Below are 23,013 nucleotides of genomic sequence, written 5' to 3'. Positions count from 1 at the left end.
AATGTAAGCTTGGAAATCCAAGCTTACATTATTTTTTGCTTTCCCTTTTCTAATAAAAAGAGTATACTAGTTTAGAACGTATGTTCTTAATGATTACATACAGTAAGGAGATAGAACAATGGTATACGACACAAAAGCAATTTCTTGGAATGAGTCTTTAAAAAAACTTCAACGCCGCTATACAAACAAACAAGTTGATCGAAAAGAATTTGAAGATATTGAACTGATGGAATTCTTCCGCGATAACGACTACATTTCTTTACCTACACATATAAGCGGCTTATCAACAGTACGTTTTACTTCTTACTCTATTTTCACAACTAAAGATAAAGATCGTAAAGTTGGCACATTAATCATTGAATATGTAGAAGATGATAATAATAATTTATGTGTTGAACAACTATACTTTGTTTAAATGATAACGCTTGGTCAAAATGACCAAGCGTTCTTGCTTTCTATGAATCTCACTGTTTATAATATGAATAAAAGAAAACCGCAATCATTAAGGGGGGATAAGCTTGCTCGAAGGATGGTTCAGTTGGTTCATAGTGCTATGGACTGTTATTTTATTAGGACTTATGTCTATCGGTGGATACTTTATGTTCAGAAAATTCCTAAAACGATTACCTAAAGAAGATGGTATGTCCATTTTAGATTGGGAAGAGCACTATATTAATAAAACTAGACATTTATGGGATGAAGAACAAAAACAATTGTTAGAAGAGCTCGTAAGTCCTGTTCCAGAACTATTTCGCGATGTCGCTAAATCAAAAATTGCTGGCAAAATTGGAGAACTGGCATTACAAGAAAAAGCCTCTCAAATTACACAAGATTTAATTATTAAAGGATATATTATTGCTACACCGAAGCGTGATCATAAATTTTTAGTAAAAAAACTACAAGAAAAAGAGATTGATTATTCTAACTATAAATCTTTACTCGCAAAGTAACTTCACATTATTTTCAATAAAAAGGACAGCGCCTTTGACACTGTCCTTTTTATTTTATACATATAACGTTTTCAAGTTAGCTTCATATCTTTTTCATTATAAAAACCATCTTCTTTTTCCATTTCCTTCTGTAATTTCGTAAAGGAACGATACATAGCAATTCTCCATGACACAATCATCGCGAACGCCAGTAAGAAGAACATGCCACTAAGTTGTCCTAAATCAAGAGATTGACTTAAGTATGTTTTAAAAACAATCCGCACGACAAGTAATCCAATTAATATAAAAACAAATGCTTTTGAACGCTTCAAATAAATCTCTTGTCCTCTAATTTCAAATTTAGATGTTTTAATAAGAAAAATAGAGAAAAACAAACCGACGCCAATTGCTTCTAACATTTCTGCTGGAGTTAATCGAAATTCTGGAAAAACAAACATCAATGCTCCCGTACTCATAAAAAATGGTGGAAGTATAATTTTTTTCAATGTTGCCGGTTTCTTAGCTGCTTTTAAACGAATAAACATCGCACCAACAGCCATACAAACAGCAACGATACTGGATAAAACAACTATGTTCATATTTTCTCATCCTTTTTTGTGGCTATATGCAAAATATACTTTCATTATATGCTTTTCCGTTAGTATTTCCAACATTTTCACAGAATAATACTAAAAACCGGTAAAACCACCAAATAAACTTGAGAAATATACGATAATTTTCGTCATCCAGTTGAAATATAGGAAGATACCCATGACAATCATAACGTATCCTCCAATCTTCATGAATTTCATACTATTTCTTTTAATCCAAGACATTTTCGTAATAAAGAATGATAGTACGAAAAATGGGATAGCAAACCCAAGTATGTATGCTATCATATAAATCATTGCTGATTCTGGATTTGTTGCTGCTAATCCAATGACAGAAACTAAAATAGGTCCAGTACAAGGCGTCCACCCTGCAGCAAAGGCCAACCCAATTAGAACGGATCCCAAATAGCCACTCGGACGATTTTTAAACGTAAATTTACGGTCTTGCATTAAAAACTTTGGCTTAAACACACCGACAATAATAAGACCGAACACGATGATAAATATACCACCTAACTGTCTAATTAAATCTTTATAATTTGTAAAGATGCCACCAATAAAACTTGTACCAAATCCAATTGCAATAAATATAATTGAAAATCCAAGTAAGAAAAACGCTGTATGTATCATACTTCTTTTGCGAAGCATTGCATTTTCTTCTTTCAACTCAGAAACCGACATACCTGTTATGTACGATAAAAATGCCGGATAAAGCGGTAAGCAACATGGGGAAATAAATGATAAAAATCCAGCGCCAAACGCTAAAAAAATACTAATATCTTGCATGATTCCACTCCTCTCCTTACATATTGTAGCAAAAACACATAAAAATACTATGAACAATTCGTGAACTCACTTTAACAACGTGATAATAAGAAAAACTACCCTTACAAACAGTTTCTAATAAAACGTTTTTATTCCCTTCTATTATATAGAACAATATCAATTGGACTATGAAACTTCTCTAATTGTTATTAATATAACAAAGGTAATATAGTTTCTCAAATGATTAGCACACTATAATGGACTACCCTTCTATCTCCCTAAAAAATCTTTTTTTCAAATGCTGTCTTTATACAATACGAAGCTGATTTTACAATACTTTTATTATTACTAATTTCAAGATTATGCATAAATATCATACTTTTATTATTATTCTATAAAATGTCACACTTTTCTTTTATTTGACCCTTTATTTTTAATTTTGTATACTTCCCTCTAGTTATATATGTCCGTTAGGAACAATTTCATATAGATGGGAGGAATTTTTCATGCTTCGTTATTCTCTTTTAGTTTTATTAGGAGCGTGTAGTTATGGGATTTTAGCTATTTTCGTTAAACTTGCCTATGCAGAAGGATTTTCACTTGGAGAGGTAATTGGCAGCCAATATTTGTTCGGTTGGATTATTTTGCTTGCTATTACTCTTCTATTTTCTAGACATCGTGTTCCATTAAAACAAGCGTTAATTTTATTCGTGGCAGGTACATCTGCAAGTTTTACTGGAATTTTTTATTATGCTTCATTAAAAACTGTACCAGCATCTATTGCAATTATACTTTTATTCCAATTCGTTTGGGTCGGAATTATTATTGAAGCAGTCACAACAAAAACATTACCTTCAAGAGAAAAGGTTATTTCCGTTATTTTCTTACTTGCAGGTACATTTTTATCAAGTGGTTTACTAGAGAAATCAGCAGGTGATTTCGATATGACTGGAATCATACTAGGTTTATTATCTGCTGTTACATTCGCAACATACATTTTCGTGAGCGGAAAAGTTGCTGTTGAAGTGCCTTCATTACCGCGCGGTGTTCTCTTAATGACTGGCGCTTTAACTTTAGTAATGATCGTATTCCCACCAACATTTATTTTTAGCGGTGCAATTTCTGAAGGACTTTGGAAATACGGTTTAGGATTAGGAACATTTAGTATCGTTATTCCTTCTATCGCCTTTACAATCGGTATTCCAAAGATCGGTTCTGGCTTAGCGACTATTCTTGGTGCAGCAGAACTACCGGTTACAACAATCATGTCTGTATTCGTTTTAAAAGAAGCGGTGCTATCTTCACAATGGATCGGTGTATCACTTATTTTAATCGGTATTGCAATCCCGCAAATTGCCTATGCAATGCGTGGACGTTATCGTAAACATCATACACACAAAAAATTGGCAGCATAAAACAAGAGAGGATTTTCATTTGAGAATCCTCTCTTTTCTTATTGTATAATTAATGTAAATACATTAATTAAGAAAGAAGGCATTATACGTGGCAGCAAATCTAGAGCAATTAACTGAGATGCTAATTTCTATTCGTCGAAATTTACATGAGCATCCAGAATTATCATACGAAGAATTTGAAACGACGAAGACTATAAAAAATTGGTTAGAAAAGAAAAACATTACGATTATAAATTCTAGTTTAGAAACAGGCGTTATTGCTGAAATTTCAGGGAATAATAGCGGACCAATTATAGCACTCCGCGCTGATATTGATGCCCTTCCTATTCAAGAAGAAACAAATTTACCGTATGCTTCAAAAATTCCCGGTAAAATGCATGCTTGTGGGCATGATTTTCATACAGCTGCTATTATAGGTGCCGCTTATTTATTAAAAGAAAAAGAATCTTCTCTTGGTGGAACTGTACGCTTTATATTCCAGCCAGCTGAAGAAAGTAGCAATGGTGCTTGCAAAGTAATTGAAGCCGGGCATTTACATGGCGTGCAAGCTATTTTCGGTATGCATAATAAACCCGATTTACCAGTAGGTACAATCGGTATTAAAGATGGTCCACTGATGGCCGGGGTCGATCGATTTGAAATTGAAATTCACGGAGTTGGTACACATGCAGCTGTACCAGATGCTGGGGTAGACCCTATTGTCGCGTCCTCTCAAATCGTGATGGCGCTCCAAACAATTGTAAGCCGAAATATAAGCTCTTCACATAATGCCGTCGTCAGTGTCACAAACATCCATTCAGGAAATACGTGGAACGTAATTCCTGAAAAAGCAACGCTGGAAGGAACTGTACGTACATTCCAAACTGAAACACGTGAAAAGATTCCCGCACTAATGAAACGTATTATTCAAGGGGTTTCTGATGCATTAGGTGTAAAAACAGAATTTCGTTTTTATGCAGGTCCTCCTGCTGTTCATAACGATACATCTTTAACAAACTTATCCTCTCAAGTTGCTGAAAAAATGAATTTAAATATCATCTCTCCTACCCCGTCAATGGCCGGAGAAGATTTTTCTTTTTATCAACAAGAAATACCTGGTTCATTCGTTTTTATGGGAACGAGTGGTACACATGAATGGCATCATCCAGCTTTTACAGTAGATGAGCAAGCATTACCTATAAGTGCAGAATACTTCGCTTTGTTAGCTGAAAAAGCACTTAAACAATTTGCATAAAAAAAGGAGCCGTTAAGAAATACTTAACGGCTCCTTTTTTTAAGTTAAATCACGTTTTAAAAATACTATATAGGAAATGCTTAAAAATACAAATAAATATAGTAATAACATACATGAAGCAAACGGGAATGTTACTCCATCAATAAAACTTCCATTCTTTGAAATACTGTATAAATCTGTGTTTGCTGGCAATAAATATTTCGCCCAATCATATCTAGTCGCTGCTAATAATGCAATGTTTCCTGATAAAGCAAGAAATAGTGAAATACCAATCGCGCCTCCACTAGATCTTGTTAATACAGAAATCATAAATGCAAACGCTGCGTACACAATCGTCGGCAACCACGATAAAATATAATACTTACTAGCTTCCACAAAAATATTTTGTTTTATAATATTTCCATCTTGGAAAATAAGCTCGCTCCATGCAGGCTGTTGGAATTTATAAATAACAAGTCCACATAAAGTGGAGAAAATCATATTAAATATAAACAATAACGCTGCAAATATCACAATTGCTAAAAATTTAGCTGTCAAAATTTTAAATCGACTCGCTGGTCGTATCGTTAAAAATTTATATGTTCCCCAGCTATATTCATTCGCAAAAATTGTACTTGCATACACGAGGATAAATGGGAGCAATATTGGAAATACGATAAAACCTGTATCTCTCATGAAAGAAAGCGGAGAACTGCTTGCCGGTGCTGTATCTGTATCTAAATGCTTCATCTTAAGCTGATATTCCTTTACAAGCTCGTCCCCAGATCGTTCTGCTAATATAGATTCTTTTTTCATACCTAGCTTTTTCTCTATTTCTACAGTTCGTTCTGTATAATCGGCTTTCCATCCTTTTGTTTCCGGTTCTAAATACTTTACCGTAACCCACCCTAATCCAATTATTAATACTGCAATAACTGCAAAGGGAATAATCGTTCGCTTTCGCTTAAATATTTTATACAGTTCGTTATACACTAAATTAAACAATATCTTTTCCCCCTGTTAATTCTAAAAATTGCTCTTCTAACGTTTTTCTTTCTTCATATACACGATACACTTGAATATTTTTCTCAAGCAATATACGAATAACATTTGGGATTTCTTCATCTTTTACATGAATAAGTAGATCATTACCTTTTATTAAAACATCTTGGTCTAACATTTCTGCTGCTTTATTCGCATCATCTACACGTATACGGATTGTCTCCATCTCTTCTCTTTGATTATGCTGAATATTTTGCGTCGCCACATATTCTCCATGCTGAATAATGATAACTCTATCACACATTAATTCAACTTCTGAAAGTAAGTGACTAGATACAAGTACCGCTTTTCCTTGTTCATGTGCAATTTTCTTTATGTACATTCTCATTTCATGTATTCCACTAGGATCTAATCCATTCGTTGGTTCATCTAATATCAATACATCTGGATCGTGAATAAGCGCTTGAGCAATTCCTAAACGTTGTCTCATGCCGAGTGAATATGCTTTTACTTTTCGGTCAATTACTTGTCCCATCCCTAACAATTTCACTACTTCATCGATACGTTCTTCCGTCACGTTACCATTCATTCGTCCGAAATATGTTAAATTTTCATAGCCGCTCAAAAAAGGATAAAATTCCGGTGTCTCAATTACTGCTCCAATTTTCGCAGCAGTACTTTCAAATTGCTGTTTTACAGATTGACCGTCAATCCAAACTTCACCCTCTGTCATACGAATCATGCCGACCATCATTCTCATTAAAGTCGTTTTTCCAGCACCATTTGGTCCGAGCAAGCCAACTACTTCACCCTTTTTAACTTCGAAACTAATATTTTCTACAAGTGTCTTTGAACCGATTCGCTTCGTTAACCGCTCAACCTTTACAATTGATTGTTCATTTGTCATACTATACAACCTTTCCTTCCCATTCTTTGTCAGGTCTTTACACTGTAACATGATTATTTTTATGTGTAAAATAAGAAAAGGCATGATTTCTCATGCCTTTTCCTTGAATTAAAACGAATTTTCATCTTGTAAACTTTGAACAAATCGAAAACATTGCATCATCGATAATAGGACGATCACAATCATAATTATACTAACAACTACTATTGCATATACTGTAATCGGTGCACTATTTATCCCTTGTATTCCTGCTATTTTCATAAAGATAATCGTAAATAATTTCAAAAATAACATCCCATTCACTAATCCAAAAACAAACGCTGCCCCATAAATAAATAATTGCTCCTGACATAATAAACATAGTACGTCATTTCTCTTCCTACTCTCTGCTACATAAGATTTAATTTCCTCTTTCCTCACTTGCAGAAGAGAAAACGTTATTTTATATGTAGTAAAAATACAAATAAAAATGAATACAATAAACAGCATGTAAAAGCTCATTTGAAATAAAAGTGTAGTCTCTAATTTCCCAATCGCTCCTTCATTAAATTGGAGCGATATCATAAAAAATAAAATCATAGTACTCATAGCAACCCACATGAATTGCTTCATCCTTTTGGCAGCAAATGTTCTTATATTTTTTCTCACTAACTGACATAAAGACATATGTTCTTCCCCTACCTTACTTCATACCATACTCATTCTATACTACTAGTGTATAAAAATATGACATTTTAAACATCGCACTACAATCTGAATTTGTTCTAAGTCTTTAGTCCTAGAAAATAAAATGGTAAATAAATCATATTAAGAATATATTTGTAAAAAGGAGGGGGTTGCATGCGCATAAAATTACTATCAATCTTATTTTTATTATTTCTCACAAGTTGTAGCTCACTTAAAAACAATGAAATCGCCATTGTTGAGCCATACAAATTAACAGAAGAGCAATCTTCTATTTTACAAATGACTCCTTTTCAAGAAGGAGACAGCATGTTTTATAACGTTACCCTAAAAAATAAAAAAGATGAAATACATGCTACAATTGATTATTATCAAAATGGTAAAAAAACAAACGTAATTGCGAATATAGCTACCTCCCATTTTCAAAAAAAGAAAGTAAAGCTTTCTTTTTTACCACCTCAATCCCAACTCGATAAAGATGTACAAGTGCAAAAACATTGGTATGTTAATATTGAAGGTAGTTCCATGCTCGCTCCTGAAGAAGCACCTCCAATCATAAATAGCTCTACCTCTACCACTCTTCAATCTGCTATAAACTTAACATACAATCAAAAGACGACTTTAGCAGCTATAATAAAAACGAATAAAGAAACCGTAAGAATTCCAATGCTTGAGGAAAAAACTGCTATTGACCAACTATTACAAGAAAACGAACATGTTTATCTCTTTAGTATAGAACTAAAAAAAGAACACTAAAGCGGAAATGCAATTATATTGCATTTCCGCTTTAGTGTTTAACGAGGTGTACTTTTTAACAAATTAATTAATCTCATCCTCAACTTCTATTCTTTTCTTCTCTCTTGCAATTTTCAAAAACTCTAAAAGTTCTGGATTAGTATTCATTTTTTTGTACGCTACTGACATTTCTGCAACAAAATTCGAATCACATAACTCTTTATATACGACTTCGGTTTTATACAATTTATTCGCCGATACAGGTATTACCGTAATTCCGATTCCTGCCGCTACAAGTCCCATAACTGTTTGATATTCCGTTGCTTCTTGTACAATGTGTGGACTAAATCCTACGTCGCGGCAAAGTGATAAAATTGTATCGTATAACGCTGGCCATACCGGTCTCGTAATAAATACGAACGGTTCGTCTCTTAAATCTTCAATATGTATTTCATCCTTTTCAGCAAGTGGATGTGCCTTCGGTAAACATAACGTACAAGAAAGTTTTTGAATTGGTTCTAACTCTAGTAATTGCGTTGGAATTGGCGGACGCAAAAAGCCAATATCAATACGGTTATCGTGAAGTGCATGCACCTGATCCGGTGTTGACAGTTCATGTAATGCAACAGACACTCTCGGAAATTTCTTTCTATACTCCCTTACGATAGATGGTAAAATATCATATATCGCCGCACCTACAAAACCAATTGAAAGTGAGCCCACTTCTCCCCTTTGGGCACTTTGTGCAACTTCTACTGCTTTATCAATTTGTTCGAACGCTTTTTTTACTTCTTTTAAAAACATTTCTCCAGCTTCTGTTAATTCAACTTTTCTCTTCGTTCTTGAAAATAACATAACTCCCATTTCTTTTTCTAATTGCTGAATTTGTTGACTAAGCGGTGGTTGTGTCATTTGTAAACGAGCAGCTGCTCGTCCAAAGTGTAACTCCTCTGCCACTACAACAAAATATTGCAAATGCCGTAATTCCATTTTGGACACCCTTTTCACTTTCAATTAATACATCTAATATATTAATAACATATAATTTATATATTAGACAAATTTTTCGAATGAACGTATAGTAGAAATTGTTAATTCTTTTTTACAATTTTTATGTAAAAAAAGAAAGAGGTGGGTACTGTATGAAATGGTGGAAATTAAGCGGACAAATTTTATTATTATTTTGTTTCGCTTGGACAGGTGAATGGATTGCAAAACAGGCACACCTCCCAGTTCCAGGAAGTATAATCGGTATTTTTTTATTGTTAATTTCATTAAAATTTAACCTAGTGAAAAAAGAGTGGATACAGGACGGAGCAGACTTTTTATTAAAAGAACTTATTTTATTTTTCATTCCTTCTGCAGTCGCTGTCATACGCTACAAAGATACACTATCACAATATGGAATCGATCTCATTTTAATTATTATGATTAGTACACTTTGTGTCACTCTCGCTACAGGACTCCTAACAGAATTGCTACTAAAGCGGAAAGGATCAACACAATGATCGGCTTTCTTTGTTTACTATTAACACTATTCACATATTGGATATCGAAGAAAATGTATCAACGCTGGAATTGGAGCTTACTTTCTCCTCTTCTCGTCTGCCCTATTATTTTAATTGCTTTATTACTCGGACTAGACACACCTTATGAAACATATGAAACAGGTGGTCAATGGTTAACAGAATTATTAAAGCCTGCAACAGTTGCTTTCGCATGGCCAATCTATAAATACTTTGATTTACTCAAGAAACATGGAATAGCTATTTTACTTAATGTCATTGTCGGTTCATTTTTATCAGTTATTACTTCAGCACTACTAGCTAATTATTTTCAAATTGATTCATCGTTAGAACATAGTTTAGCGCCTCATATTGTAACGACACCAATTGCAATGGCCATTTCAGAAATGATCGGTGGTATGTCACAATTAACAGCTGTATTTGTTGTTTTAACTGCGTTAACAGGAGCATTGCTCGGACCTTCTCTCATACGTATATGCCGTATTAAAACAGCGCTCGCAAAAGGCATTATGTTAGGCACGAGCGCAAATGGAACCGGTACATCAAAAGCATTCGAAATCGGCCCTGTAGAAGGAACCATTGCAAGTTTATCTATGCTTTTAACAGCAGGAGCTAGTTTAGTTATCGTTCCGCTTTTCTTATCGTGGATACATTGAAAAAGCAAGTGTTTAAACACTCGCTTTTTTATTTATATATTTATTTAAAATCTCATAATCCTCCGGGAAAGGTAGCGTTAATTCCTTCACTTCATCTATCCTTTTCCAAGCAATTTCATGTATTAACTCATCAGGATCTTGGATTTTCATACTACCGCCTATTTTTTTAACGACATAATAATGAACGTATACAGGAACCCCGTATGTAATACCCTCTTTTTCGTATATTTTATTTACAACTTCCACATTGTAACCTGTTTCTTCCCAAACTTCTCGAATACAACATTCTTCTAGTGTCTCTCCCTTTTCAAGCCCTCCACTTGGAACAGACCACCTTTTTTCTTCACCCTTTTGCCCTTGCAACACCATTAAAACTTCATTTTTTTCATTTATACATACTGCTGCACAACCTATCCATCTTTCCATATACATCCCTCCCCTACAAAAATTCACCTTCTTTATCATTTTCTCCTTGAAAAAAGAGGAAAAAAGTAAACTAATGACGAAAAATCACATTAACTTCATAGACAATCCCTTCTTAGAAATTAAAAACGGAAGGATGAAAATATGATTTCTAAATATGTTGTGGAATGTGTCTTTTGTGAAGAAAATCGAAAACCACGCCAAGCTATCGTAACAGTTCCCGCCACTACTCAGCTACTAGCCATTGAAAAAGTGCGTGCGGAATGTAAACGTCGTTTCGGAAAAGCTTTATTATTGCAAACAGAAATTAAAGAAGAAATAGTTTTTGAACAAAAAGAAAGCTAACCATAAATTGGTCAGCTTTCTTATCCGATCATATTTTCACATGAAGATTAGGGGCATCCTCTTTAAGGATCGGGATCTTCCCATTATGTACGTTCCATAATGGTCATCGAACAATATATTTCTATGCAATTAATTATTGAATAGAATAGGGCAAAACTTGTTCGCATTTTTAGAAAAGGGATAGGGATATAATTCAAGTAGTACTTCGAATACTCGAACTTTATACTCATTATATTAAAGCAAATCCTTTTATATGGGAAATATGAATTACTTACATAATTCAGTCGTAAAACATATTAGTTTGCTATATTATTTTTATTCCATCAATAACATACATCCAGCTACAACTGGTGTCATAATCATTGAAAACTTCAAAAGCATACGTGGTGCATAATTTGTAAACTTCGCTCCGATATACGCTCCTAACATCGTCCCAATTAATACTTGCAATAACAATATATAATCTAGATACCCTTCTGAACTATATCCTAGCCCACCTCCAATCGCAATCGGCAATATAACAAGCATAGTTGTTCCTACAGATTGCTGAATCGTTAATCCTAATAGAACCATTAATCCAAGTTGAATAAATGGTGCAGAACCAATCCCGAATGAACCAGCCATCATTCCAGTGACTAATCCAAGACATATACATTTCATTATATTGTCTTTCGAAAAATCTTTAATTTCTGCTAAAAGTAGTTCTTCCCTATTTTGAAACTTAATTAATTTAACAAACATAAAAATTGCAGATAAAAATAACATTCCAGCTGTAAACCAATGAAGAAGATGCGATGGTATAAGTGAACCAAGCTTTGCACCAATATAAGAACCAAGTGCTCCACATCCACCAACAATCCCTCCTATAGTAACTACAACATTTCCTTCACGATAATGACTTATAACCCCAGATAATGTCGTAAATGCCATAGCAGTTAAAGACGTTGCAAGCGCAACATGAATAGGAATGCGGAATACTAAAGTGAGTATTGCGATAATAAAACCAGCTCCCCCTGCTCCAACAAATCCTAATAAAACTCCCATTACTAACATCGTTATAATAATTGCCACAGACTTTCCCTCCAGTAAAGCAATTATCCATCATATTCTTCCTTGCATACAAATAAAAAGCATCCTAGATGGATGCTTTTTATTTCAATAATATGTACTTAATCTTGATTAATCAAAATAACTGCAGGACCAGCGACTACTACTCCAGCTACTTCTATCTTTTCAAATTCTTTTACTGTAATAGATATAACTCCTTCTCTTTCCATTAATTCTTTACTCAGGACATCAGTCGGGATTGCTTTCACCGTCTTACCTCCTTTTCATTTATACAATATGATACAGTGAAACTTTAATCAGTTGCGATTTGCTCCATTCCGCACTGATTATAATCGGGCTGCTCGTTTATGCACGATAAAAACAACCCAATGCATCCATATATATGCATCACCTCCGCTTTCATTCCTTATTCCACTCAAAATCCTTCTCTCCCTTCCGTAACATATTGAAAAATAAAAAAGAAGCTATAACATATAGCTTCTCTCTAAATTTATTTAATCTCTTAGTATCTCATATTTCATAACTCTACCATTTCTATCAAATTGTAAAACAAGCTGTTCACTATCTATTGAAATAAAGCCACGTTCATTTCCAAGATAGTACGAAGTGGTAATCCCTTCTTCTCCATTTCTCGTTTCAGTAGGTGCTCCTAATAATTTTGTAATTTCTTCATTTGATTTCCCTGTTAATTTATATTTTTGCATTAGATCATCTACCATATGTACCCGTTTCTCTTCAGCATGTAACCACCGATTTTGATTAAACTTAGAAGTGTATGTATTCATACTTAATTGCGCAGTGCACACTATTAACGGAATGAGTGCTACTATTAATACTCCCGACATTTGCTTCTTTTCTTCATTACGATTTTTAGAAACATATAAGATAGATTTTTGAATCATGATTAATAAAGCAAATGGCATGATTACTACAAAAATACTCTTTACACTTAATAACGTATGAGTTATATCGATAATGTAAATAAACGCAAGATACATTAGTATATACAAACAAACATAAACATACAAAATACCCCTTAATATAGCACGCAGAAAGCCCACCTCTTTTTAATTCATTTTATAATTCATCCGATTAATGATTTCTCGAAGTTTTTCTAACTCTTGATCTGTATATATTACTTTCCCTGTTAAGATCTCATTTCTAAAGAACATTACAATTTGCTCTCTATCTTTTAATCTCGGCGTTTTTTCTTCAGACAGATCTAGCACTTCTTTCCCACTCTCATTATAAAAATATACAATCGGTTTTACGTTTTCCTTTACAATATCAACTTGTATTTCTTTCAAACAATTGTATAGAATATGGGATAGTTTCTTCGCTCTATATACTGGATTCCCTTCATTTTTTACTTGTATCGTTAATGAATCTTCACCTGTAATATATTCAAACGTCTCTTCTTTCTCTACTTCTTGTTGATACTTGCCAATTTCATCAATCATAAATGAATATATACTAGCATTTTCTTTCGTTAAGCCATGAATTAATTTCCCTGTCCATTCTTTCGTCTCAAGTACATACATACCCGTTTTACTTAAGACAAGATGATGAATGCGAAAATCATTTCCTCCGTGCTGACTTTTAATAAAAACATTCGGCATAATATGAAATTCATTTTCTAGTATTATGCCTTGTTCTACGAATCCACGCTTCATATAATGTAATGTTTCGTGTGTATTCACTTCAGCTCCATTTTTTGTATACTCTCGCAAATTTGCAATTAACTTTTGAAACATGTGTATTTCGTTACTATGTTTTTCTTGTATTTCACTTCGTTCTTTACTATGTTGCATAGCTAATTGATTTTTCATCATACGCATATTTTCAAGTTCTCTAGCTGCACTTATTTGTAAATCATTGTATTTCTTCTGTTCCATATTTTTCAATGTATTTTGTTGTTCTTTATGCTCTGTAACCGTAGCTGCAATTTCAGTTTCATACGTTTCAATTGCTTGTTTCTTTTCAAATTCTACTTGCTGACTCTCTGATTCTAGCTGTTTATTTTTATAGAACAGCACGAATACTACAGCTAATAATAATAAAATCACACCTATTAGCACATAATCCATATCTTTACTCCTTTATTCCATTTTCATTTATTTTTATAAACATCCATTATATTATACTATGCTTTCAATATACACTTTGTAAAAATTACATATTTTTAATGAAGAGAGACTTTAATAAGCGATTTTTCTCATTCCCCACTGATTGTTTCAGTTTGCCCGCAAATAGCAGAATAAAAGGAATCTCAGGCGAGATACCTTTTACGTGCATTTTATTGTACACCATACTGAATATAACTTGAATCATAGTATATCCAGCCATTTCCACCTAAACCAAGCCAGCCATCTTGCTTACACCATACTCTATAAGCCTCACCGCGATGTAACTGTCTTATAACATTTCCATTTAATGATGGAGCATCCCGCAGATTCACATTATCACCAGTAATAGTCGCCACATAATGTTTATACTGAATGTAACTTGGATCATAGTATATCCATTCGTTTCCACCTAAAGCAAGCCAACCATCTTGTTCACTCAAAACTTTATACGATTCTCCTCTATTTAGCTGGCGAATTACACTAGATTGTAAAGATGGTCCACTCCGTAAATTTACATTATCGCCTTTAATTGCAGCAACGCCGTAGACTGCAGTAGCAGTACTAGGTGGAGAAACATTTCCACCACCATTTGTTCCATTTCCTTGCAAAGCTTCTAATGAAACCGCTGCCGATACGTCACAATTTCCTACTACCCCTGAAATTTTACCAGAATCTGTGTATTGCCATGCTGTCCACTCTGTCCAACCACCAGCATCAGCAGGCGGCGTACTAGAGTATTTAGAAATCCAAAGTGGAATATCACTTAACCCGTTAATTCCAAACTCATTAATATACCAAACTCCTGTATATAACATGACATCTTTTCCAGTAGCCTGTTTCACATAATTTATGAAACTCCTTGCCCAATTAGATATAGCAGTACCAGTTAAATTACTATTACTCGGATCTATCGGTGATTCTAAATCTAGAACTGGCATTAAGTCTGTCTGATTGCTTTGTAATATGTTCACAAAATGTTTCGCTTCTGAAATTGCATCATTTAGTTCTGGATGCGCAAAATGGTATGCACCGATTAATACATTCGCATTTCGCGCTGCTTGTACATTTTGAACCAAAGTAGGATCAAGATTATTCACACCTTCTGTCGCTTTTGCATACGCCGCTGAAATACCGGATCCTTTCACTGCATTCTAATCAATATTCCCTTCCCAATGAGACACATCGATAAACGTAATATTTGTACTAGATCTATCTTGCATATAAAAGCTCCTATCAGTTTTTTTCATTTCGTATACATACAATATGTACAACTTTATTAAAGGGTCACGACGTTTATACTATAGACATAGAGAGCAAACATATTTTATAAACAAAATAAAAAAAGCCTTGTAATTACAAGGCTTTTTGTAAACTTCCTTTATTTTGTAGTAAATACATATTATAATACAATCCTTGTTCACTCAGTAATTCTTGATGTGTACCTCTTTCTACTATTTCTCCATCATGCATAACAAAGATTTGATCCGCATCTTGAATTGTAGATAACCTGTGCGCAATGGCTATCGTCGTTCTCCCTTTTCGCATTTGCTGTAATGCTGTTTGGATCGCATCTTCAGTTTCTGTATCAATATTAGCTGTTGCTTCATCTAATACTAATACTTTGGGATTCGTTGCTATCGTTCTAGCAAAAGCAATTAATTGGCGTTGACCGCTAGAAAATGCAGCTCCTCTTTCTACTACTTCTGTTTCATACTGCTCTGGTAATTTTTCAATAAACGTATTGGCTTGCACAAATTGTGCCGCTTCTTTTACTTCTTCATCCGTAATTTCTTCATTGTACATACGAATATTTTGTTTTACATTTCCCGCAAATAAAAATGCATCTTGCAATACGAGTCCTATTTTCTTTCTAATTTCTCGTTCTTCAAATTTCTCTAAATCCACACCATCTATTACAATCTTTCCTGACTTAATATTATAAAATCGCATTAACAAATTCATAATGGTACTTTTTCCGCTACCAGTGTGTCCAACGAAAGCAACCGTTTGCCCTTGTTTCACGTGAAAAGATACATTTTTTAAAACATCACGTTTTCCATCATACGAAAAAGTAACATTTTTAAATTCAATTTCTCCATTAACAACTTGAGGATTTCCATCCCCTTTTTGAACTGGCGCTAAATCTTTTTCATCCATTAAATGAAATACACGTGATGATGAAACAAGTGCCTGTTGGAAAAATGATAATTTCATCATCATCTCGTTTACAGGCTGGAAGAAACGATGTATATAATTAACAAACGCATATAGAACTCCTACTTCAACAGGACTCTTCAAAGCATCAATTCCGAATAAACCAAGTACTAACGCAATAGCTACAATATGAACTAAATCAGTTGCTGGGCGTAAAAGTAACGCGTCTAACTTTAACGTCCGTCTCCCTGCACTATAATGTTTATTATTCACTTCTTCAAACTCTTTTCGCATACGCTTTTCTTGTCTGAACACTTGAACAATATTCATTCCTTGAATAGACTCATTTAACTTTGCATTTAACACGCTCAATTGATTACGTACTTCTAAATAAAAAGCTGCACTTTTCCGGCGATATAGCACCATAATTGCAAACATGATCGGAATTAATACGAGAGAAAATAGAGCTAGTTTTACATTTAATAAAAACATTGCTACTAAAATACCTATTAAAAAGACTACATTTTTGACAAATGTGGATAATACACTGACATAAAAATCTTTAATTGCTTCCGTATCATTCGTTATTCGCGATACGAGCGTACCAATCGGCGTACGATCAAAGAAACTTAATGACAACTTTTGAACATGATCATATACTTCAACACGCATATCTTGAACAATTTTAAAAGCGATATTTTGAAAATACAATAAGTCTAAATAAGTAAATAATACTTTTAATAAGTGAGCAATAAGATACACTACAAATAGAGTAACAAGTGCTGATTGATCAAAGTTACGTGGTACTAAATGTTCATCAAGAAATTGTTTAATTAAAAAAGGACCCATCATTTCAGTTACAGTTGCACCAACTAAAAAGATAAATGCTAAAGATAGCAACCCTTTATACGGCTTCATATAAGAAAGCAATCTACTTAAATCACTCTGCTTCTTCTCAGTCATCATACGCCTCCTTTCTCAACTAATGCTTCTAACTGCTGGCTCTCATACATCTCTTTATACCAACCGTTTTCTTCCATTAATTGCTCATGTGTACCTCGTTGCACAATTCTACCTTCATCCACAACAAGTATAAGATTAGCATGTTGAATTGCACTTAAACGATGAGCAGTAATAATCGTTGTTTTCCCTGATCTTTCCCTCTTTAATGCATTTAAAATCGTTTCTTCTGTTTTTGCATCTACCGCTGATAAACAATCATCTAAAATTAATATTTCCGCATTCGTTAATAACGCACGTGCAATAGAAATTCTCTGTTTTTGGCCTCCAGATAACGAAACGCCTCTTTCTCCTACTATTGTTTCATACCCTTCTGAAAATTGGAGGATATCATCATGAATACAAGCAATCTCTGCAGCGCGGGTAATTTCATTATATGTAGCATCCGCCTTTCCGAAGGCAATATTCTCTCCAATACTCGCCGAAAATAAAAAATGATCTTGCGGCACGTATGAAATGGCAGAACGGACACCGTAAAGTGTTACATCGCGAATATCCCGCTCCCCAACTTTTAATTCACCATTAAAATGGTCATACTCACGAATTAGACATTTTAATAAAGTCGTTTTCCCGGCACCTGTACGTCCGACAACTCCTAGTGTTTCACCCTTCTTTAAATCAAAGTGAACATCTATTAGCTGTAACAATTCATTTTTCTTATATGAAAATGAATCAACCGCAAATGTAACATCACCGCTCGCTATTGTATGCACAGCATCTTCTCTATTTACTACATCTGATTTTTGAGAGAGAATTTTTTCTACACGGTCATACGAAGCACGCCCACGCTCCATAATATTAAACAACCACCCAAAGGCTAACATTGGCCAAACGAGGGTACCTAAATACGTTGTAAATGTAACGAGATCACCTACAGTTAATTCCCCTCTCACAACTAATACTGACCCGTAACATACTGCAATTAAAAAAGAAAATCCAACGATAAGTGAGATTGTCGGATCAAACAACGAATCAATACGTGCGACTAACATATTTTTATGTACAACATCTTCTGACTTTTTTCGGAATGCTTGTAAATCTTCTTTCTCTTGTCCAATTGATCGAATTACCTTCATCCCACTCATACTCTCTTGCACTTTATCATTGATTTCCGAAAACGATTGCTGCGCTTTATGAAACCTTTTATGTAATAACGTTCCATAATAGTTTGTCGAAATCGCTACAATCGGCATTGGAATTAAGCTTAACAATGTTAACTTCCAACTAATTGTAAAACCCATCGCTACGAGTACACATCCCCCAACTGCTAATGAGTCAACCAATGTTAAAACGCCCGATCCAGCAGTTTGTTGAATCGCCTGAATATCATTAGTCGCATGCGCCATCAAATCACCCGTACGACGTGATTGATAAAAAGATGGACTCATCTTCGTAAAATGTTCGTATAAATTCTTCCGTAATTGACGAGCTAGTTTTAACGAAGATCCAAAAATCATAATACGCCATAAATAACGTAATATGTACATAGTAATCCCTACAACTACTAACAAAATAACCCATTTCAACAACTTTTCAGATGTTAATGTTCCATTATTAATTTCATCTACTACAATACCTAGTACTTTCGGGGCTACAAGTTCAAGAAGCGCGACACCAAATAACATAATAATTCCGATTATGTACGCTCGTTTTTCTTGTTTAAAAAACCAAGCTAAATTAATAAATACTTTCATTTTTATCCTCCTCCCTTAAAATGAGCGATGTTTTCAGTTTACCAAAAATACAGAATTTTTAAAAGTTTTAAACACTTCAAAAGTCCAATAGGAAAGGGCACTCTTATCGAGTGCCCTTTAGCGCTTATTTTGTTTGTTGCTTGCTCATCGCGCTCATCATTTGATTGATTTTCTTTTGGGAAGGTTTTTGTCCCATTTGCATCATCATCATTTTTAACATTTGTTCATTAATTGGTGGATTTTTTTCTAAGTAGTTCATCATGTATTTGCGGGCAATGAAAAATCCTAACGCCACGCCTGCTACTAGTGCTACTACGCCCACTAGAATACCTAACCAAATTGGCATATATTTTCCTCCTTCATGTTGTCTACCTTACAGTGTACTAAAACCTTTTCAATAAGACAAGATACAATTCGACATTTTTTACACATATGTTCGTACTTGTTTTAGAGGATTCAGCCATCCGTACTTTGTATTTTCATAATCCATTGCTAAAAATGTTAATTCACACTTCCTTAGTACTTCAAAGAAAGTCGTTTCCATAGAAACGTTTCCAGAGGTATTCATGCGAATGTAGTGCGGTTTCACCATTATTTCGCCGTATTCCGCTCCTGTATAAAGTGTATGTGTATGATGTGTTCGATCATATTTACCAAGAACGCGCAAAGCTTGTTCTAATTTATGGTGAATTTTCATTACTTGTAATGGCATCGTTATATACATCATTTGTTTATATAACACTTTTTTCTCCGAAAGGGACCCAGATTCTGAAAATCGAGCAAATAAATCAAAAAACAAATATTCACGACCAAAGTAAGCTTTCGCAATATCCTCTTGAATTAAATACAATTCATACGTTTTCATCTTTCGCCTCCCAATCTGGACAACCTTTTCCCTTCATTATATAGAAGAAATTTTGCAATGATTGTCTGACTGCGGAGAGATAAAAAACTTTTTCTGTCGAAAAAACTCATTTACATAGAAAAACCTCTCCATGCCGGAGAGATTTTTCTAAAATCATTAAAGCATTTCTTTTACTTTACGAACAACGTTCTCTACAGTAAATCCATACTCTTCCATAATCTTCTCACCAGGAGCAGAAGCACCGAATGTATCGATACCTAACACATCTCCGTCAAGACCTACGTAACGGTGCCATCCGAATGTAGCACCCATTTCGATTGCGAAACGTTTTGTTACTGCTTTTGGTAATACAGATTCTTTGTACTCAGCAGTTTGAGCTTCAAAGCGATCCATAGATGGCATGCTGACAACAGCTGCGTCAACGCCGTCTACTGCTAGAGCTTTTTGTGCTTCAACAGCTAGACTTACTTCAGATCCAGTTGCAAGTAAGATTACCTCAGCTGTTTCTTTCTTGCTTGCAGAAACTACATATGCACCTTTTGCTACTTTTTCATACGTATCTTCTTTTGCACCTTCTAATGTTGGAAGGTCTTGACGAGTTAATACTAAAGCAGTTGGTTTGTTTGTAGATTCTAGAGCTAGTCTCCAAGCTGCAACAGATTCGTTACCATCAGCTGGACGAATAACAGATACATTTGGCATTGCACGTAGCGCTGCTAATTGCTCGACTGGCTCATGTGTTGGACCATCTTCACCAACAGCGATACTGTCGTGTGTGAATACATACGTTACTGGCAATTGCATTAATGCTGCAAGACGAATTGCTGGACGTAAGTAGTCAGAGAATACGAAGAACGTACCACCGTAAGTTTTTAAACCGCCATGTAGTGCAATACCGTTCATTGCTGCACCCATTGCGAACTCACGTACACCGTACCAAATGTTCTTTCCGCTGTAATCATCTCTTGTAAAGTCTTTTTCGTTATTCATGTATGTTTTGTTAGAACCAGCAAGGTCAGCAGATCCACCGAAGAATGATGGTACAGACTCTGCAATTGCATTAATTACAGCACCTGAAGAATTACGAGTTGCTGCTTTTGATCCTAATTCATAAGTTGGTAAGTTTTGCTCCCAACCTTCTGGAAGAAGACCATTCATTGCCGCTTGTAATTCGTTTGCTAATTCTGGGTATGCTTGTGCATATTCACCTAGCATAGTGTTCCAGGCTGCTTGCGCAGTTTCACCAACATCTTGTACAGTTTTACGGAAGTTGTCATATACTTCTTCTGCTACATGGAAGTCTTGCTCAGCAGTCCAAGCATATGCTTCTTTCGTTAATTTTGTTTCGTCTACACCAAGTGGAGAACCATGTGAAGCTGATTTTCCTGATTTGTTTGGAGAACCGAAACCAATTGTCGTTCTTACTTCAATTAGCGTTGGGCGTTTTTCGTCAGCTTTCGCTTCTTCGATTGCTTTCGCGATAGCTTCAATATCGTTTCCATCCTCAACACGGATTACTTGCCATCCGTATGCTTTGTAACGATCTTCTACACTTTCAGAGAATGAACGATTTAAATCGCCATCTAATGAAATATCGTTTGAATCATAAAGCACAACAAGACGACCTAATTGTAAATGAGCAGCTAATGAAGATGCTTCAGCAGAAACGCCTTCCATTAAATCTCCATCACCACAAATAGCGTATGTATGATGATCTACTACATTATACGCATCACGGTTATATTTAGCCGCTAAATGTCTTTCAGCCATTGCCATACCTACAGCAGTTGCAATACCTTGTCCAAGTGGACCAGTAGTTGCGTCTACACCTGCTGTATGACCGTACTCAGGATGTCCTGGAGTTTTGCTTCCCCATTGACGGAAGTTCTTTAAGTCATCCATTGTTAGATCATAACCAGATAGGTGAAGTAGGCTGTATAGTAACATTGAACCATGACCTGCAGATAATACGAAACGATCACGGTTAAACCACGTTGGGTTATTTGGATTGTGTTTCATAAATTGAGTCCATAATGTATAAGCCATTGGTGCTGCACCCATTGGCATTCCTGGGTGACCAGAGTTTGCTTTTTCAATCGCATCGATGGATAATGTGCGAATCGTGTTGATAGAAAGTTGTTCGATTGAATGTGACATGCTATTCTTCCCTTCGCTTATATTAGTAAACGTTTTATACATTTATATGATAGCTTCCCACGCAAGATTATACAACATGTATCGACAAATATGTTGATATTTTTTTGGTTTTTCATAAAAAAATCAGTGATTTCGGGAATGTATGGGTATTCAATATGACATACTTTTTCATTATTTTTATTTTAAAAAGAAAGGGAATTATCTGTATATTTATTCATCATTTTCAAATTCCATAATGCAAAATATATCCTTCCCCATTTTTCACTCTGCAAAGCAAACGAATAAAAGAATTTAAATCTTGGCATAATTTATCTCGATCAAATACGTATCTTTCATATTCTCCATCAGTATTATTATCATTTTCCCATTGAAACTGCCCTGTCAGTTCGATTGTTTCTGGCGCTAGAGAAAGCATATTAACTAGCGAACAAAATAAATGTTCTGCTATCACTGCCCCTTGCTGTTCTATTTTCGTAATACCATAATAGTGAATTCCAAATCCTTCTGCTCTTTTCGCTGGATAATAGGTCGGAATCAAATGGGTAAAATCTAATAGATATACGATTAGCTCATCACTTAATACAACACACTCATCTATCGTTGCCTTTTCTTTATATAGAAAACAAAGTTCAATCCAATCTATACCTATAAAATCCAACCCTTTTTCTTCATTCGAAACAAATACAAACTCGTGCTGTAAAGCCAAATTATCCCCCCT

The 23,013-nt window shown here is 34.7% G+C and carries 27 protein-coding genes; 8 read left to right on the top strand and 19 right to left on the bottom strand.

The annotated features are described in order from the left end of the window. Positions 1-118: 118 nt before the first annotated feature. Both QEP67_RS09215 and QEP67_RS09210 read left to right on the top strand, forming a co-directional pair. Positions 119-415: a hypothetical protein gene (locus tag QEP67_RS09215; RefSeq protein ID WP_000262395.1), complete on the top strand. Its 297-nt coding sequence runs from the start codon at positions 119-121 to the stop codon at positions 413-415. 103 nt (positions 416-518) lie between these two features. Next, positions 519-950 (top strand): DUF2621 domain-containing protein, encoded by a 432-nt coding sequence (locus QEP67_RS09210; RefSeq protein ID WP_000889390.1) that lies wholly within the window; start codon positions 519-521, stop codon positions 948-950. A 71-nt stretch (positions 951-1,021) separates the two neighbouring features. On the opposite strand, the gene QEP67_RS09205 is transcribed toward QEP67_RS09210, so the two are convergent. The 3 genes from QEP67_RS09205 to QEP67_RS09195 all read right to left on the bottom strand — a co-directional run bounded on the left by QEP67_RS09205 (position 1,022) and on the right by QEP67_RS09195 (position 2,486). Continuing rightward, a complete protein-coding gene (locus QEP67_RS09205; RefSeq protein ID WP_001028637.1) occupies positions 1,022-1,528 on the bottom strand; it encodes a cytochrome c biogenesis protein CcdC in 507 nt (168 codons plus the stop codon). Positions 1,529-1,618: 90 nt separating this feature from the next. Further along, the gene (gene ccdA, locus QEP67_RS09200) at positions 1,619-2,326 is read right to left on the bottom strand and encodes a cytochrome c-type biogenesis protein CcdA (RefSeq protein WP_001152685.1); all 708 of its coding nucleotides are present in this window, start codon (positions 2,324-2,326) and stop codon (positions 1,619-1,621) included. A 16-nt stretch (positions 2,327-2,342) separates the two neighbouring features. Next, positions 2,343-2,486, bottom strand: a complete 144-nt coding sequence (locus tag QEP67_RS09195) for a peptidase T (protein WP_087947101.1) — start codon at positions 2,484-2,486, stop codon at positions 2,343-2,345. Positions 2,487-2,811: 325 nt separating this feature from the next. Between QEP67_RS09195 and QEP67_RS09190 the strand changes: the two genes are divergently transcribed. Both QEP67_RS09190 and QEP67_RS09185 read left to right on the top strand, forming a co-directional pair. Beyond that, positions 2,812-3,720, top strand: a complete 909-nt coding sequence (locus QEP67_RS09190; RefSeq protein WP_000947035.1) for a DMT family transporter — start codon at positions 2,812-2,814, stop codon at positions 3,718-3,720. A gap of 88 nt (positions 3,721-3,808) precedes the next feature. Beyond that, positions 3,809-4,954, top strand: coding sequence for a M20 peptidase aminoacylase family protein (locus QEP67_RS09185; protein ID WP_000729787.1), 1,146 nt, complete (start codon positions 3,809-3,811; stop codon positions 4,952-4,954). Between the two features lie 39 nt (positions 4,955-4,993). On the opposite strand, the gene QEP67_RS09180 is transcribed toward QEP67_RS09185, so the two are convergent. From QEP67_RS09180 to QEP67_RS09170, 3 genes are all read right to left on the bottom strand, one after another. Then, complete coding sequence (locus QEP67_RS09180; RefSeq protein ID WP_000482785.1) at positions 4,994-5,938, bottom strand: ABC transporter permease subunit; 945 nt, start codon at positions 5,936-5,938, stop codon at positions 4,994-4,996. Next, positions 5,931-6,842, bottom strand: coding sequence for an ABC transporter ATP-binding protein (locus QEP67_RS09175; RefSeq protein ID WP_000180637.1), 912 nt, complete (start codon positions 6,840-6,842; stop codon positions 5,931-5,933). The genes QEP67_RS09180 and QEP67_RS09175 overlap by 8 nt, the downstream gene beginning before the upstream one ends. A gap of 108 nt (positions 6,843-6,950) precedes the next feature. After that, positions 6,951-7,508 (bottom strand): hypothetical protein, encoded by a 558-nt coding sequence (locus QEP67_RS09170; protein ID WP_000050589.1) that lies wholly within the window; start codon positions 7,506-7,508, stop codon positions 6,951-6,953. Between the two features lie 174 nt (positions 7,509-7,682). Here QEP67_RS09170 and QEP67_RS09165 point away from each other — a divergent pair, with 174 nt between their 5' ends. Continuing rightward, positions 7,683-8,282 (top strand): hypothetical protein, encoded by a 600-nt coding sequence (locus QEP67_RS09165; RefSeq protein WP_001220611.1) that lies wholly within the window; start codon positions 7,683-7,685, stop codon positions 8,280-8,282. A gap of 63 nt (positions 8,283-8,345) precedes the next feature. Here the strand turns inward: QEP67_RS09165 and alsR are convergent, their stop codons facing one another. Beyond that, positions 8,346-9,251: an acetoin biosynthesis transcriptional regulator AlsR gene (gene alsR, locus QEP67_RS09160; RefSeq protein WP_000423221.1), complete on the bottom strand. Its 906-nt coding sequence runs from the start codon at positions 9,249-9,251 to the stop codon at positions 8,346-8,348. Between the two features lie 152 nt (positions 9,252-9,403). Between alsR and QEP67_RS09155 the strand changes: the two genes are divergently transcribed. Both QEP67_RS09155 and QEP67_RS09150 read left to right on the top strand, forming a co-directional pair. Further along, positions 9,404-9,769: a CidA/LrgA family holin-like protein gene (locus QEP67_RS09155; RefSeq protein ID WP_000872362.1), complete on the top strand. Its 366-nt coding sequence runs from the start codon at positions 9,404-9,406 to the stop codon at positions 9,767-9,769. Next, on the top strand, positions 9,766-10,443 hold the full coding sequence (locus QEP67_RS09150) for an LrgB family protein (RefSeq protein WP_000578956.1): 678 nt from the start codon (positions 9,766-9,768) through the stop codon (positions 10,441-10,443). Before QEP67_RS09155 ends, QEP67_RS09150 begins: the two co-directional genes overlap by 4 nt. 12 nt (positions 10,444-10,455) lie before the next feature. Here the strand turns inward: QEP67_RS09150 and QEP67_RS09145 are convergent, their stop codons facing one another. Beyond that, entirely contained in the window at positions 10,456-10,869 is a 414-nt protein-coding gene (locus QEP67_RS09145) for an NUDIX hydrolase (protein ID WP_353706563.1), read from the bottom strand. A 141-nt stretch (positions 10,870-11,010) separates the two neighbouring features. Here QEP67_RS09145 and QEP67_RS09140 point away from each other — a divergent pair, with 141 nt between their 5' ends. Beyond that, complete coding sequence (locus QEP67_RS09140; protein WP_000624205.1) at positions 11,011-11,211, top strand: DUF3903 domain-containing protein; 201 nt, start codon at positions 11,011-11,013, stop codon at positions 11,209-11,211. Positions 11,212-11,526: 315 nt separating this feature from the next. On the opposite strand, the gene QEP67_RS09135 is transcribed toward QEP67_RS09140, so the two are convergent. The 11 genes from QEP67_RS09135 to QEP67_RS09085 all read right to left on the bottom strand — a co-directional run bounded on the left by QEP67_RS09135 (position 11,527) and on the right by QEP67_RS09085 (position 23,001). After that, positions 11,527-12,282, bottom strand: coding sequence for a sulfite exporter TauE/SafE family protein (locus QEP67_RS09135; RefSeq protein WP_000974681.1), 756 nt, complete (start codon positions 12,280-12,282; stop codon positions 11,527-11,529). 98 nt (positions 12,283-12,380) lie between these two features. Next, on the bottom strand, positions 12,381-12,527 hold the full coding sequence (locus QEP67_RS09130; RefSeq protein WP_000644411.1) for a BC1881 family protein: 147 nt from the start codon (positions 12,525-12,527) through the stop codon (positions 12,381-12,383). Positions 12,528-12,773: 246 nt separating this feature from the next. Further along, positions 12,774-13,340 carry a hypothetical protein gene (locus QEP67_RS09125; RefSeq protein ID WP_081252631.1) on the bottom strand — a complete coding sequence of 189 codons (567 nt, stop codon included), beginning with the start codon at positions 13,338-13,340 and terminating at the stop codon, positions 12,774-12,776. A gap of 6 nt (positions 13,341-13,346) precedes the next feature. Further along, complete coding sequence (locus QEP67_RS09120; protein WP_000386816.1) at positions 13,347-14,366, bottom strand: nuclease-related domain-containing protein; 1,020 nt, start codon at positions 14,364-14,366, stop codon at positions 13,347-13,349. Between the two features lie 209 nt (positions 14,367-14,575). Beyond that, positions 14,576-15,550 carry a GH25 family lysozyme gene (locus QEP67_RS09115; protein WP_000678748.1) on the bottom strand — a complete coding sequence of 325 codons (975 nt, stop codon included), beginning with the start codon at positions 15,548-15,550 and terminating at the stop codon, positions 14,576-14,578. Between the two features lie 208 nt (positions 15,551-15,758). Next, positions 15,759-17,522 (bottom strand): ABC transporter ATP-binding protein, encoded by a 1,764-nt coding sequence (locus tag QEP67_RS09110; protein WP_000136741.1) that lies wholly within the window; start codon positions 17,520-17,522, stop codon positions 15,759-15,761. Next, the gene (locus QEP67_RS09105) at positions 17,522-19,273 is read right to left on the bottom strand and encodes an ABC transporter transmembrane domain-containing protein (protein ID WP_000862360.1); all 1,752 of its coding nucleotides are present in this window, start codon (positions 19,271-19,273) and stop codon (positions 17,522-17,524) included. Before QEP67_RS09105 ends, QEP67_RS09110 begins: the two co-directional genes overlap by 1 nt. Before the next feature lie 124 nt (positions 19,274-19,397). Then, on the bottom strand, positions 19,398-19,619 hold the full coding sequence (locus QEP67_RS09100; protein ID WP_001123316.1) for a YneF family protein: 222 nt from the start codon (positions 19,617-19,619) through the stop codon (positions 19,398-19,400). Positions 19,620-19,697: 78 nt separating this feature from the next. Then, complete coding sequence (sirA, locus tag QEP67_RS09095; protein WP_000860645.1) at positions 19,698-20,138, bottom strand: sporulation inhibitor of replication protein SirA; 441 nt, start codon at positions 20,136-20,138, stop codon at positions 19,698-19,700. A 156-nt stretch (positions 20,139-20,294) separates the two neighbouring features. Continuing rightward, complete coding sequence (gene tkt / locus QEP67_RS09090; RefSeq protein WP_353706562.1) at positions 20,295-22,295, bottom strand: transketolase; 2,001 nt, start codon at positions 22,293-22,295, stop codon at positions 20,295-20,297. Positions 22,296-22,518: 223 nt separating this feature from the next. Then, entirely contained in the window at positions 22,519-23,001 is a 483-nt protein-coding gene (locus QEP67_RS09085) for a hypothetical protein (RefSeq protein ID WP_001207846.1), read from the bottom strand. Between the last annotated feature and the right edge of the window lie 12 nt (positions 23,002-23,013).

It is taken from the genome of Bacillus cereus group sp. MS39, from assembly GCF_040448665.1.
GTDB lineage: Bacteria > Bacillota > Bacilli > Bacillales > Bacillaceae_G > Bacillus_A > Bacillus_A wiedmannii.
This window is presented reverse-complemented; position numbering and strand designations above follow the sequence as displayed.